Source organism: Brevundimonas sp. ZS04, from assembly GCF_001956865.1.
Classification (GTDB): domain Bacteria; phylum Pseudomonadota; class Alphaproteobacteria; order Caulobacterales; family Caulobacteraceae; genus Brevundimonas; species Brevundimonas diminuta.
The window spans coordinates 298217-310901 of the sequence record NZ_MTHE01000001.1 but is presented as its reverse complement, the minus strand read 5'-3'; the positions used below and the strand labels follow the sequence as shown (position 1 = coordinate 310901).

Sequence of the window (12685 nt, the reverse complement as noted above, 5' to 3'; positions counted from 1 at the left end):
CCTGCAAATCGTCTGAATTCCTGAAGCCGACATAACGGCTCGGAGGGGACGACATGAAGAGACTCGCGATTCTGCGCGGGGCCTTGGCGGGCGGCGTATGCGCCTTGGCATTGGCGACGGCCGCGCATGCCCAGGCGCCGCGCCCATTCGATCTGCCGGCTGGCGATCTGAGCGTCACGCTCGAAGCCTATATCCGCCAGTCCGGCGCTCAGCTCATCTACCAGCCCAGCGATGTTCGCGGCCGTCGCAGCGCGCGGGTGTCGGGCTCGCTGACGCCCGAAGAGGCGCTCGACCGCCTGCTTGCCGGGACGGGTCTTCGCGTCGCGCGGGATTCGACGGGGGCCATGATGATCGTTCGCCCCCAGCCCGGCACGGCCGGGGAGGGCGCGACCGGCGACGCGACCCAGGTCGGTGACATCGTGGTTACGGGCAGCCGCATAAGGGGAGCCCTTCCGACGGCTCCAGTGCGTCTCGTTACCAGAGAGGAGATCGACCGATCAGGATTTGGGCAAACCGGTGAGATCGTCCGAAGCCTGCCAGAGAACTTCTCAGGCGGCCAGAACCCCGGTGTGCTTGGCGCAACCGCTGGAAACATCAACAACACTAACCAATCGAATGCCTCCACGGTGAACCTGCGTGGGCTTGGCACGGACGCAACTCTGGTCTTGGTGAACGGACGCCGCCTGTCCGGGGATTTTCTCTACCAGGGTGCTGACATTTCCGGCATTCCGCTTTCCGCGATCGACCGGATCGAAGTTGTGACCGACGGGTCGTCTGCGGTTTATGGATCCGACGCCGTTGCTGGCGTAGTCAATTTTATCTTACGCCGGGATTTCGACGGCGTGGAACTCGCCGGTCGGTTCGGCGGCGCGACCAACGGCGGCGGCTTTCAGCAGACCTATACCGCGCTTGGCGGCGTGTCTCGCGACAGCTGGCACGTGCTGGCGAATGCGGAATACTCGAAGCAAGACGCGATCAAGGCGTCTGACCGCGACTTCACGGATGAGATGCCACCCGATGTCGACCTGTTGCGGGCGGAGGAGCGCACCTCCTTTTATTCGAGTCTCGGCGCCGACATAACAAGCCGCATTTCGGCGACGCTTGATGTGCTCGCGAGCGAACGGAGGGCGACGAGCATTTCGCAATCGACGCTGGCCGCGCCACAGTATCAAGTCGACGTGACGACGCCGGCTTATAGTGTCGGCGGGTCGGTTGATTTTACGCTCAGTGACACATGGAAACTCACAACGACAGGCGTTCATTCCTCCAGTGAAAGCAAGTTTTGGCAGGTATCTCCAGCTATCCGAAGCAATACTCACCTGGAGAACTCGACACAGTATTTCGAGATCACGGCCGAAGGCGTTGCGCTCAGTTTGCCAGGAGGTGACCTACGCGTTGCCGTAGGGGGCGGATACCGTGACGAAATCTTCGATCAGGGCAGCGAGACAAGCGCGACCGTAGTCAGTGGGTCGCGCAACGTGAGCTACCTCTTCGGCGAACTTTATGCGCCGCTGATCTCTCCATCCGCGACTCGCGTGGGCCTCAATGAACTGGCGGTCAGTATGTCGGCCCGTGTCGAAGACTACAGCGACTTCGGATCGACAACGAACCCGAAAGTCGGCTTGCGGTATGTCCCAATTCCTCAACTATCGCTGCGAGGGACGTGGGGAAAGTCATTCAAGGCGCCATCGTTCACGCAGATGATCAGCGGTCAGCCGATCTCACTCTATAATGCTAGCACGTTTGGGTGGACCGGCGGGGGAACAGCGCTTTGGGTAACAGGCAGCAATCCCAATCTGCGGCCAGAGGAATCAACATCCTGGACGCTCGGTGGCGAGTATCGACCCTGGCAGACAAGCGACGCCACATTCTCCGCGACCTATTTCGACATCGACTATACTGATCGAGTGATCGTTCCGATCTCGCCATCGTCGCGGGCCTTGGTCGACGCGCAATTCGCGCCGTTCATCCAACGAAATCCCACGCCGGAGGAGCAGGCCGCCGTGATCGCGGCGGGCACAAGCTTCAGGAACTCGACGACCACTCCTTACGACCCGTCGAATGTCGTCGCCATTCTCTTCAACAATTATGCGAACGCCACATCCCAGAAGATTAGCGGGGTCGACCTATCCTACCGCCAGTCGTTTGAGCTGCCTTTGGGGGAGGTCTCTGCGTTCGCGAATATGACTTGGACGGAGGTGGTCCAACAGACCATCCCAGGCACCCCGGAAGCCACCAAATCGGGCACAATTGGGAACGTACCTGATCTCCGAGCCCGCGCGGGACTGACCTGGTCGAAAGGCGGGCTCTCGGCAACGGGAACGATCAACCATGTGTCTGACAGCACCGATACGGGGGTGGTCCCTGCCGTGGGGATCGGATCTTGGACGACATTCGATGCAAATGTCTCGTACACGTTCCAGCAGAGCGACGGCCCTCTCTCCGGCGTTCAGATCGCCTTGTCGGCGATAAATCTGTTCGATCGAGCCCCCCCCTACGCCGCCAGTCCGTCGCGTCTACAGCAGGGTCTCTATTTCGATTCCACAACCGCATCCGCAGTTGGTCGGTTCGTAGCGCTCAATATCCGCAAGCGCTTCTAGGCAAAGGAAGCGGGCAGTCGTGATCACGAGACGATCGCTGCTCGCCCCATCTATTTCGAGGTGTTAATGTCGCGCTTCAATCGGTTCGCCTGTCTCGCCGCCGCTTCAGTGGTAGTGGCCAGCGACGCGAACGCACAGACTATTCCTTCCCCAACGATGCTGGTCGAAATCGGGGATATCAGCAATCCGGTCATCTCACCGGACGGTGGGCGTGTTGCGTTTCGGGTCGAGCGAGCCTCAATCGAGCGCAATTCATACACTTCCGGCTGGTATGTCGCGTCTCTTCGAACGCAGACCGGGGCGGTATCGGTAGGTGACGGAGGGGAGCCGCTACGCGACTCGTCCGGCTATTCGATCGGCGACACGCCCCAATGGTCGCCCGACTCTATCTGGATCTATTACCGCGCCCTGCTGAACGGAGAGGTTCAGGTTTGGCGCGCTGCGGCCGACGGAAGCCGTGTGGAGCAGGTCACCAGCGACGAAGCGGACGTCGATGCTTTCCAACTCAGCCGAGACGGGCGACGGCTCCTGTATTCCGTCGGCGCGACTCGTCGAGAGATTTCAGCGGCAGAAGAGAAGGAGTACGACGCTGGCATTCTAATCGACGGGACGGTGCCAGTCGGTCAGAATGTCTTCCGATCGGCATATGTAAATGGCAGGCTTGCAACGCAGAGGTACACCGGCAACTGGATGGCCAGGGCGGGGCTCCTGCACAGCGCTCCTCGTCATTTGCGCGTTGTCGAACTCGATTCCGGCACAGTGAATGACGGCGCACCCGCCGATCTCGCAAGCTTCGCCGACGAACGAGGCACCGCCGATCCAAGCTCAGACCGCCTTCTCGCAACGACGACGCTTTCCGGATCAATGACCGCATATGTGTCGGGCGCCGGATCGGAACGAAGGCTGCACGTTCGAGGTCGCTCCAGTGATATTTCTTGTGATGTAGATGCCTGCCGTTCGGGCACTATTGAGAGCATAGCTTGGCGCGAAAGCACCGGCGAGGTCGTCTTCTCGGTCACCGTGCGGGACAGCGGGTATGCCCAGTCGCTCTACGCCTGGAACCCCGTCGAGAATGACGTGAGGCTGATCGTAGCTTCCGACGGCTTACTGAGCGGCAATCGAACTCCGAACCGATCCTCCTGTTCAATCTCTTCCCATTTCGCTGCTTGCGTAACTGCCTCGGCGGGGCAGCCGCCGCGAGTGGAGGCCATCGACTTGAATTCCGGCGTGCGAACCGTTCTGTTCGATCCGAACCGCTCACTTGCCGAAGTGGATACCGTCGAAACACGATCCCTCGCTTGGTCAGACAGCGAAGGCAACAGGTTCACAGGTCAGCTGTTTCTGCCGGCGAACTCCAAATCTGACGAACGGCTTCCGATCTTCATCACCTACTATGTGTGCCAAGGCTATCTTCGCGGTGGCGTCGGGGACGAATGGCCGCTGGCGTCCTTGGCCGCGTCCGGCATCGCGTCGATGTGCGTCAACAAGGGGCCGGCAGTTGCTGGCGAGCGAACCGGCAATTTCGCGCTGGCAGCATCCGGAATCCGCGCAATTGTGGGCCAACTCGATGAGCAGGGCATCGTCGATCCCCAGCGCATCGGAATGGGCGGACTCAGCTTTGGAAGCGAGGTCGTCCTCTGGATCGTCGAGAATACGAACCTGCTGACCGCCGCGTCGGTGACATCGACGGCCGTCACACCAACGTACTATTGGTTTCATGCCCTTCAGCCGGATTTCTCTGATCATCTTCAGCGGGGATGGCAGCTTGCGGCGCCTTATGAGACGCCAGACCGATGGGCGGAGTTCGTTCCCACTCGGATTAATGCGCCGCTGCTCATGCAGATGCCGGAGCAGGAGTATTTGCAGACGATGGAATACTACTCCCAACTCGTGTCGACTGGCTATCCGGCAGAGATGTTCGTTTTTCCGCACGAGCCTCACGTCAAAATCCAGCCGCGTCACAAGCTGGCGGCCTATGAGCGAAACCTGGATTGGTTCCGCTTCTGGCTTTTGGGATATGAAGATCCCGACCCGCGTAAAGATGATCAGTATCGGCGCTGGACGCAGCTCAGAGATCCACAGCATGCCGGAGCGGGGCGTCACGCGCTTGGTGAATTGTCGTGAGGTGTCGGTCCCAACTGCGCGTCCACGCCTCCGCACACCCCAAGCGCAGGAGCCTGTTGAAGTCGCTGTTCCGGGGCGCGCCGGGACTATCGAGGTAACCCTGAACAGCGTCTGTCGCGAGGAGGCCGGCACCCGCCAAGTTGCCCTTGAGTAGATAGTCTCTCAGCGCATTGCGGTTACGAGCCGCTCAACTGCTTTGCTGCCGTTCTCCGTTCCATCGGGAACTATGGCAAGGTATCGCAATGTCGTCATACAACGCAGATCGGCGTGAACATTGCGGCATGATCCGAGGCTTCGTTCAGCAGGAGATCGCCGGATTGCACCCAGCAGTGCGCGGCGAATGGATCCAGCTTCACGCCAAGGACCAGATCGGCTCCGAGGCCGCGGCGATGGATAAAATCGAGCAATGCGAGGGAGTCCCTCAAGCACGTCGGCTCCACAGGCACCAACCTAAGCGCATGATCGAAATTCGAGGCCAGCTCGACGATGTTCGTCCTCGACGGCGCAGTTTCGGAAATTTGTTGCCTTCGCCGCCTGTAGGTTTCGAGCAAGTCGTGGAAGGATGTACTCTTCATCCGCCTTGATACATGCCAGACTGTCGCCGCGACCTCCAGAACGTGGCGATTGAAGAAACCCCGACTTGTGCGGGGTTCGACGATGGATCGCGACGGTTGTTCGACCATGACTGGCCGTACTTCGGACGCCGTTTGATTGGTTCTGACAAGAACTCCCGTGTCGACCAAGCTGGCGAGCTCGCTTGAAATCGCCATCGGCGACGCCAGCCATTCCGAGAAAGCGAACTCTGCTTGCGGTCGCAACCGGAAGTAGCGATCTCGGTTCTCGTCAAGAAACACTGTCTGGCCGCTGCACCTGCAGAAGGTGACGTTGTCAGCTAGGGCAATGCTCATGGGACCTCCACGGTCATGCGTCTGAATGGCGCGCGAAACAATCTCGCGCGCCATCCGACCGGGTCACTCGGAGATGCCGGTGATTTCCATCAGCTCGTCAGGTTCATCGACGGTGAGGAACTGCCCCTGGGTCTCGAGGCTTGCCGCGCCCAAGTCGATCACGACGTCTTCATGCTGTTCGATGCGTTCCATTTCTTCTCTCCATCAAGCTGTCGTCAGGGCATGACGACGCGTTGAATTCTATCTGGAGGCAAGCGACGGCGTCTCGTTACAAAGACCTCGCGCAACCTCTGCGCGCTAGATGTGCGCGGGTAAAAACAATAGCTTGCGAAAGACCTTCCCAAATCGGTAGCGATTGTTGGGAGAGGGCGGCCGAGCAGCGCGGAGTTTCACAGCGAAAGCGCCCGTCCGAGTCGCTGGAAAATATTCGCACGACCGGCGCTCAGGTTTTTGGGTGTCGTGCGTCTTCTATATTGGGACCGGATTATCGGAAAGGAGCCCTGCCCTGATTGATGGTCGATGACGGCGTGCTGAGGGACTGGTTCTGCAAGGAGGTGCTTCCTCTCGAACGCTCGCTCACGGCCTTCATCCGCAGGAACTGGAGGGTGGAGGCCGAGGTCGTGGATTTGCTTCAGGATGTTTATGAGCGAGTTCTGTCGGGCGCGGCGCGGGGACTGCCCGGCCATGTCTCGGGATATGTCTATGAGGTCGCCCGCAACCATCTGATCAGCCGCGCCCGGCGCGAGCAGGTCGTGTCCTTCGACCTGGTCGCCGATCTCGACGACATCATGCCGGCGGCCGATGAACTGACGCCGGAGCGGATCGCGACGGCGCGCCAGGAACTTCGCCGTGTCGAAGCCGGTATCGAGGCCCTCCCGCCTCGCTGTCGCCAGATCGTGGAGATGCGCAAAATTGACGGCCTGTCCTCGAAGGAGGTGTCGGCCGAACTCGGCATCGGTGTCGACGCGGTCAATCAACAGACCAGCAAGGGCATGCGCGCGCTGGCCGACTTCATCTTCGGCGGCCGGGTCGGGGAGGGGCGCGAGGGCGACGGCGGCGATGCTCGGCGGAGGCGGGTCCAATGAACCACGAAGAGATCGCCAACCGCGCAGCCCTGTTCGTCAGTCGCAGAGATGAGCCCGAATGGGGCGCTGCCGACGAGGCAGAGCTTCAGGCCTGGCTTGCGGAATCCTACGCGCACAAGGCCGTCTACTGGCGTTTGTCGCGAAGCTGGGAGATCGCGGATCGGCTGGCGGCGAGGGGGCCGCAACGCACGCCATCCGCCGCGCGGCCGTGGTGGCGACAAAAGGGGCCGCTGGGTTTCGCCAGCGCGACCGCGCTGGCCCTGATCGGTCTGCAAATCCTCTCGTTCAGCTCGGACGACGACGATCCTGCGCCGCGCCTGGCGGCAGCGACCTATGCGACGCCGGTCGGCGGCCACGAGGCGATCGAGCTGGCGGACGGCAGCGTCGCCGAACTCAACACCGCGACCCGCGTGCGGGCGGCGGCGACTGACGACACGCGCCAGGTCTGGCTCGACGAGGGCGAGGCCTTCTTCAAGGTCGCCCACGATACGGCGCACCCCTTCGTCGTCCACGCTGGCCGCTATCGCGTGACGGTCTTGGGGACCAGCTTCTCCGTGAAGCGATCCGGTCAGGATGTGTCGGTGTCGGTGTTGGAAGGGCGCGTGCGGGTCGACGATACGCAGGCGTCGAAACCGGCCCATGAACTACCGGTCCTGAGGGCCGGGCAGATGGCGATCCTTCGGCCGACGGAGACCCTTGTCAGCATCGGCGATGGCGAACGCGTCGAACGCGCCCTGGCCTGGCGCGACGGCATGTTGAGTTTCGACGGTGCGGCGCTGGCCGACATCGCCGCGGACTTCAACCGCTACAACGATCGCAAGATCGTCGTCGCGGATTGCGACATGCGCGCCTTTTCCGATCGACGCATCATCGGGGAGGGACAGCCACGCATCTTCCGGCCAGCCGGGCTCGTGTGGACCGCACCCACGGCGCGATGAGGAGGGGCGGCGTCAACCGCCAACGGCGCCGTCATCCCGTTCGCTTGGCCGCCGCCAGCAGCGGATCGAACAATTGCTGCCAGAGGCGACGGCGGTCGATCGGAATGTCGGCGCGTAGCCCCATTCCCGGCTGGAGCGCGCGGCGCTCGCCATAGGCGGTGACATAGTCCCGTTCGAGCGAGACGCGGACCTCGTAGACGGGAGCGGTCTGTTCGATCAGGAACGCCGCCTCGCCCGGTCTCGTTACGGTTCTGGCGATCTCGACGATCCGCCCTTCGACAAATCCAAATCGCTGGAAAGGGAAGGCCTCGACCTGCAAGCGAGCGACCTGGCCGACCTCTAGAAAACCCGCAGCGCGCGTCGGCACCAGCAACCGAGCTTCCAGGGGCGAGCCTTCGGGCGCGATGGAGAGGAGGGGAACCTCGCCGGACGGCAGCATGCCGACTCGCGCCTGTACGGCCGAGATCGTGCCCGCGACCGGAGCCCTGAGGACATGGCCGCGCGCCACTTCAAGCTCGGCGCGCCGTTGCGCCAGGCTGGATCGGTCCCGAGCGATCGCGGCGAGGTCCTCGGCCTCCCTTGCAGGAATAGCGGCCATCTGACCTTGAAGATCAGCCGCGGCGCGGTCGAGCTCCGACAAACGGCTGTCGATGTCGGCGACGGCCAGGCGTTCCGCCAGAACGGTGCGGCGCCGGGCGTCGACCTGGGCGCGGGGGGCATAGCCGCGCGCCTGGAGTTGTGAAAGACGCTCGGCGTCGGCTTCGGACAGCGCGAGCGCTTCAACCTGGACGCGGCGCTGGCTTTCCAGGATCGCTCGGCTTCTGCGGTGAGCGGCGACCTGATCGGCGAGTCGTCGCCGATCGTCCGCATATCCCTGGGCGACAGCCGCGCGGCGACTTTCCAGCGATGCTTCCTGATGTCCGGTTTCGGCAAGCTGGACGTCGAGCATGGGGCCCTGGCCGATGCTGGCGATATCCGAGGTGAACTCGATCAGGGGAGCGCCCTCGGCGACCGCCTGGCCGTCGCGGACCAGCACGCGAGCGATCCGGCCCGACTGGACGGTGCGTACCTGCACGACGCCGGCCTCGGGGATGAGAAAGCCGGGAACCGTCTCCTTTCGGGTGTATCGGCCGAAAATGAGGGTCGTCGCCAGCACCGCGCAGAGCAGGGTCAGGACGACCGTCCAGATCGTGAGGGACGGGGGTTGGGCCAGACGGACTTCGCCCCAGAGCCTGAGGCGTTTGGCTTCGATCGCTTCGTTGCGAAACAGGCTCATTGGTCGGCCATCAGGCTGGCGGCGACCGGCACGCGCGCGCGGTTCGCGTCGGTGATCTCCGTGATCGCGCCCTTGTCGACCAGAAAGACGCGATCGGCGCCGAGAATGGCCGCTTCGCGGTGCGCCACCATGATGCGCGTGATCTTGAGGTCCGCCAGCGTGGCCATCACCTGTCGTTCAAGCTCGGGATCGAGGTTGGCCGTGCCCTCGTCCATGAAAAGTATGGCGGGGTCCTTGTAGAGCGCGCGCGCCAGCAGGAGGCGCTGTTTCTGGCCGCCGGAGAGAATCGAACCCATGTCCCCGATCAGGCTGTGATAGCCCATGGGCGTCCGCATGACGTCGTCATGGACATGGGCCAGGCGGCAGACCCGTTCGACCTTGTCCATATCGATATGGGCGTCGAAGAAGCCGACATTGTCAGCGATGGTGCCGGACAGGAGTTGGTCGTCCTGCATGACGACGCCCAGCCGGTCTCGAACAGCGCGTAGTCCCAAGGCCCGCATGGGGTGACCGTCAATCAGCACGTCCCCTTCGGTCGGTTCGTAGATGCCGATCAACAGCCTGAGAAGGGTCGATTTGCCGCCGCCCGACGGGCCGACGAAGGCGACCGCCTCGCCGGGCCGTATCGAGAACGCCGCGCCATCCAGCACCCAGGGGTCGTACTGGCCATAGCGAAACCGCAGGCCACGCACTTCCAGGCCGCCCAAAAGCGGCTTGGAGAGCTGTGCAGGACCGTCGAGCCCACGCTCCGCTTCCGCGTGCACGATATCGGAGAGGCGTTCGAGGTGAAGCCCCAGCATACGGAAGGTGAAAAAGGCGCCGATCAGGCTGCTGACCCGGCTGGAAAACTGTCCAGCGTAACTCTGGAAGGCGAAAAACATGCCCAGGGTCATGTGACCGTCGAGGACCTGGAGGGCGCCGAAGTAGAGCATGGCGAGACCGTGGAGGGTCTGCCAGATGCCGAGACCTGACCCACCCCAGAGACCGAAGGCGCCTTGTCTGAAGGCGACGTTCTGTTGTTCTGCGACGGCGTTCTGCCACAGGCCGTGCCGCTCGGCCTCGCGACCGCCGATCTTGATCGCGCGGGCGGCGCGGACGGTCTCCAGAAAGACGCTGTCAGTCCTGGCCGAGAGGTTCAACTGCTCGTCGGCGAAACGACGCACGGTTGGAAAGGCCGCCATCCTGACCAGGAAGATCACGACGAGATTGATCAGAACGAGACCGGCGAGGATGGGCGAATAGAGGACCATGACGATCGCCACCGGCAGGACCATCACGGCGTCCAGCACCACGCCGACCAGGCCGCCGGTCAAAAAGGACTGTGCAGGCCCTAGAGATCCGAACCGGGAGAGGACGTCGCCCACATGGCGACGCTCGAAAAAGTCCGTGGGCAGCCGAAGAAGATGCTTGAGCAAATTGCCGGACAACTGGATCGACAGGCGCTGCCCGGCGTGGAGTTGAATGAAGCCGCGCAACGTCTCAACCGCGGTCGAGACCAGGGCCAGTGCGCCGAACCCGACGACGATCGCCACCAGAAGGTCGCGGTCGGCGCGGCCGATGACGTCGTCGATCACGAGCTGGCTGGCAAGCGGCGATATGAGGCCGATGCCCTGGAGCAGCAGCGTCAGGAGGAAGACCTGCAACAGGAACGGCTTGAAGCCGGACAAGCGGCTCCACAGATCTCCCAGTCGGACCTTGTCGACGCGCGATTTCTTCTCGAAGTCCGGAGACGGCGTCAGTTCGAGGGCGACGCCGGTGAAGTGTTTTGACACCTCGTCCAGCGGCAGCTTGCGTTCTCCGCGTGCGGGATCGGCGATCCAGGCATGTCGCTTGTCGACCCGGCGCAGAACGACGAAATGATCGAGACTCCAGTGCAGGACGGTTGGCGTCTCGAGCAATGCAAGCTCGTCCAGCTCGCACCGGACCGGCCGTGCCGTAAATCCCAGGGCGTCGGCGATCGATACGAGGCTCTTCAGACTGCTTCCGCCCAGCGAAATCGGAAAGCGGCGACGCAGCTCCGGCAGCGTTTCCCTGCGACCATGAGCGGCCGCCACCATCGCGAGGCAGGCCAGGCCGCATTCGGCCGCCTCGGATTGCAGGACAAGTGTTTTACCGAACGGATGCTGCAACGCCGTCCCTTCTGCACTGAACCGGTGAGAACCGCTTGCGCCCCATTGCGACGGTCATTGAAGGCCCGACGGCGCGTCCTGTCGAGGACCCGTGTTATTTTTTCTGTTGTGACCGTTCGCCGCTCTCTGAGCGCGAGCATTGATCGCCGCCTCGATCCATTTGATCGGCTGCGTCCATGTCGAGCGACGGCGCTTGCTCCTCGGATTTGCGCGGAAAGAAGCGGCGCTCGTATTCCCACCACAGGGTTCCTGTCGGCACATCCGGATGACCGAACCGGGTCCCCATCGCTCGCCGCACCACCTTCCAGACGACGAAGGCGATCACGCCCAGGACCACGATGGCTGATAGTTCGCGCACCACATTCAGGGCGTTCATCCGCCCATCCTCGATCCGGCGCCGTGTGTTTCGTCGCATATCGGCAGGCTCGGAAGACTCTCGACGCCGATGAGGCCCTCACCGCCATAAACGAGAGGCACGGCTTCGGGAGCGAACGTCTCCACGATCGGACCCGCCTCGGCTGCATTTTTGGGCCAGTAGCCATCGACGGCGGCGGCGCGGATGTTGTTCACCATGTCCACGGTCGGCATATGCGTTCGCAACCGAGTCATCGCGAACAGCCGTTGGTCGGGCGTTTGTCCGATGCAAACCGGTTCCGTACGGACAAAAGCATCGGTCAGCAGGGCGATCGGCAGCCCGCGCGCGACAAAGAAGGCGCGTTGCCGTTCCGCGCGCCGCTGCGTTTCTGCGGCGGCCTTCAGTCCTGACGCTTCAGCCGCGCTCACGAGAGCGAAGTCGGTGTGGTGAAGGAGCACGACTGACTGGTCCTCCACAGATACGGCAGGCGCGGGAAGAAAGAGAAAGTGAGCGCAGGCTGACGCGCAAATATCGACGACGTCCAGACGTAGGTTGCGGGCGATCATCTGCTCCGAGAGCCGGATCGCATCGACACCTGAGCCGCCCGGACTGGAAACCCGGATCGACCTGGTGTCGTCGTCGATCAGAGCGATCGCCCCGTCGATCACATCGGGCGTCAATTGCCCGCAAACCTCGATCGTCCCGCCGTCGATCTTTCTTGCGCCGGGGGCGCAACGGGGCGGCTCTTCAACTTCCGTCGATCGGGCGCACCCCGCCAGAGCGGAGATCGCTAGGGCCAGACACGGGCCAAATAGGAACGCTGGCCAATCCAGCCCTAACGACAATCTCATCGCTGGATATTCTGCAAGGACGGGATTTGATCCAGCCCCCTGTCCCTTACGAAGTCATTGAGCATGTCTCGGGCGCCATCACGGAGAAATTGGTAGGACTCCCCGATTCCGGTCCGGAAGCCAGCGCTGGTCGGAGTGACGTTTACGCCTGTTGAGACGTCTTCCTGCTGCTCCATGCTCACGCCCAAGCCGCGCCCGACCCCGACGCCGCCGCCGACATAGACGTCGCGGCCTCCCACGCCGACTTCACCGTAAAAGGCGCCGGTCGTATAAGAACCGAAAAAGACGTTCTGATTTCCGCCATCTACTTTGCGTTGCGCGGTGACAACTATATCGTCCACCCGCGTTGCCGGTTCGCCTCCACTTCCGCCATGGATGTATTCACATTCATCCATTGTCAGTGTTCGCATTATCAGCCT

Annotated in this window: 11 protein-coding genes; 4 read left to right on the top strand and 7 right to left on the bottom strand. The window is 62.5% G+C overall.

What is annotated here, in order from left to right:
* The first annotated feature begins 53 nt into the window (after positions 1 to 53).
* Together BJP32_RS01495 and BJP32_RS01490 are read left to right on the top strand one after the other, a co-directional pair.
* Complete coding sequence (locus BJP32_RS01495; RefSeq protein WP_003169272.1) at positions 54 to 2600, top strand: TonB-dependent receptor; 2547 nt, start codon at positions 54 to 56, stop codon at positions 2598 to 2600.
* 66 nt (positions 2601 to 2666) lie between these two features.
* Positions 2667 to 4724 carry an Atxe2 family lasso peptide isopeptidase gene (locus BJP32_RS01490; RefSeq protein ID WP_003165187.1) on the top strand — a complete coding sequence of 686 codons (2058 nt, stop codon included), beginning with the start codon at positions 2667 to 2669 and terminating at the stop codon, positions 4722 to 4724.
* 248 nt (positions 4725 to 4972) lie between these two features.
* Here the strand turns inward: BJP32_RS01490 and BJP32_RS01485 are convergent, their stop codons facing one another.
* Entirely contained in the window at positions 4973 to 5632 is a 660-nt protein-coding gene (locus BJP32_RS01485; protein WP_040345549.1) for a lasso peptide biosynthesis B2 protein, read from the bottom strand.
* Positions 5633 to 5695: 63 nt separating this feature from the next.
* A complete protein-coding gene (locus BJP32_RS17005; RefSeq protein WP_003165184.1) occupies positions 5696 to 5824 on the bottom strand; it encodes a benenodin family lasso peptide in 129 nt (42 codons plus the stop codon).
* A gap of 320 nt (positions 5825 to 6144) precedes the next feature.
* Here BJP32_RS17005 and BJP32_RS01480 point away from each other — a divergent pair, with 320 nt between their 5' ends.
* Entirely contained in the window at positions 6145 to 6717 is a 573-nt protein-coding gene (locus tag BJP32_RS01480) for an RNA polymerase sigma factor (RefSeq protein ID WP_003165183.1), read from the top strand.
* Positions 6714 to 7655, top strand: coding sequence for a FecR family protein (locus tag BJP32_RS01475; RefSeq protein WP_003165182.1), 942 nt, complete (start codon positions 6714 to 6716; stop codon positions 7653 to 7655). Before BJP32_RS01480 ends, BJP32_RS01475 begins: the two co-directional genes overlap by 4 nt.
* A gap of 31 nt (positions 7656 to 7686) precedes the next feature.
* On the opposite strand, the gene BJP32_RS01470 is transcribed toward BJP32_RS01475, so the two are convergent.
* From BJP32_RS01470 to BJP32_RS01450, 5 genes are all read right to left on the bottom strand, one after another.
* Positions 7687 to 8931, bottom strand: coding sequence for an HlyD family secretion protein (locus BJP32_RS01470; protein WP_003165181.1), 1245 nt, complete (start codon positions 8929 to 8931; stop codon positions 7687 to 7689).
* Positions 8928 to 11060 (bottom strand): peptidase domain-containing ABC transporter, encoded by a 2133-nt coding sequence (locus tag BJP32_RS01465; RefSeq protein WP_003169278.1) that lies wholly within the window; start codon positions 11058 to 11060, stop codon positions 8928 to 8930. Before BJP32_RS01465 ends, BJP32_RS01470 begins: the two co-directional genes overlap by 4 nt.
* A 94-nt stretch (positions 11061 to 11154) precedes the next feature.
* Positions 11155 to 11436: a hypothetical protein gene (locus BJP32_RS01460; protein WP_003169279.1), complete on the bottom strand. Its 282-nt coding sequence runs from the start codon at positions 11434 to 11436 to the stop codon at positions 11155 to 11157.
* Positions 11433 to 12095, bottom strand: a complete 663-nt coding sequence (locus BJP32_RS01455; protein ID WP_233126663.1) for a hypothetical protein — start codon at positions 12093 to 12095, stop codon at positions 11433 to 11435. The genes BJP32_RS01460 and BJP32_RS01455 overlap by 4 nt, the downstream gene beginning before the upstream one ends.
* 167 nt (positions 12096 to 12262) lie before the next feature.
* Positions 12263 to 12676 (bottom strand): hypothetical protein, encoded by a 414-nt coding sequence (locus BJP32_RS01450; protein ID WP_128116156.1) that lies wholly within the window; start codon positions 12674 to 12676, stop codon positions 12263 to 12265.
* Between the last annotated feature and the right edge of the window lie 9 nt (positions 12677 to 12685).

Excerpts from the sequence above, each read along its gene's own strand:
- BJP32_RS01490 (WP_003165187.1), top strand. The coding sequence starts at position 2,667 with ATGTCGCGCTTCAATCGGTTCGCCTGTCTCGCCGCCGCTTCAGTGGTA.
- BJP32_RS01460 (WP_003169279.1), bottom strand. The coding sequence starts at position 11,436 with ATGAACGCCCTGAATGTGGTGCGCGAACTATCAGCCATCGTGGTCCTG.
- BJP32_RS01450 (WP_128116156.1), bottom strand. The coding sequence starts at position 12,676 with ATGCGAACACTGACAATGGATGAATGTGAATACATCCATGGCGGAAGT.
- BJP32_RS01485 (WP_040345549.1), bottom strand. The coding sequence starts at position 5,632 with ATGAGCATTGCCCTAGCTGACAACGTCACCTTCTGCAGGTGCAGCGGC.
- BJP32_RS17005 (WP_003165184.1), bottom strand. The coding sequence starts at position 5,824 with ATGGAACGCATCGAACAGCATGAAGACGTCGTGATCGACTTGGGCGCG.
- BJP32_RS01470 (WP_003165181.1), bottom strand. The coding sequence starts at position 8,931 with ATGAGCCTGTTTCGCAACGAAGCGATCGAAGCCAAACGCCTCAGGCTC.
- BJP32_RS01495 (WP_003169272.1), top strand. The coding sequence starts at position 54 with ATGAAGAGACTCGCGATTCTGCGCGGGGCCTTGGCGGGCGGCGTATGC.
- BJP32_RS01475 (WP_003165182.1), top strand. The coding sequence starts at position 6,714 with ATGAACCACGAAGAGATCGCCAACCGCGCAGCCCTGTTCGTCAGTCGC.
- BJP32_RS01480 (WP_003165183.1), top strand. The coding sequence starts at position 6,145 with ATGGTCGATGACGGCGTGCTGAGGGACTGGTTCTGCAAGGAGGTGCTT.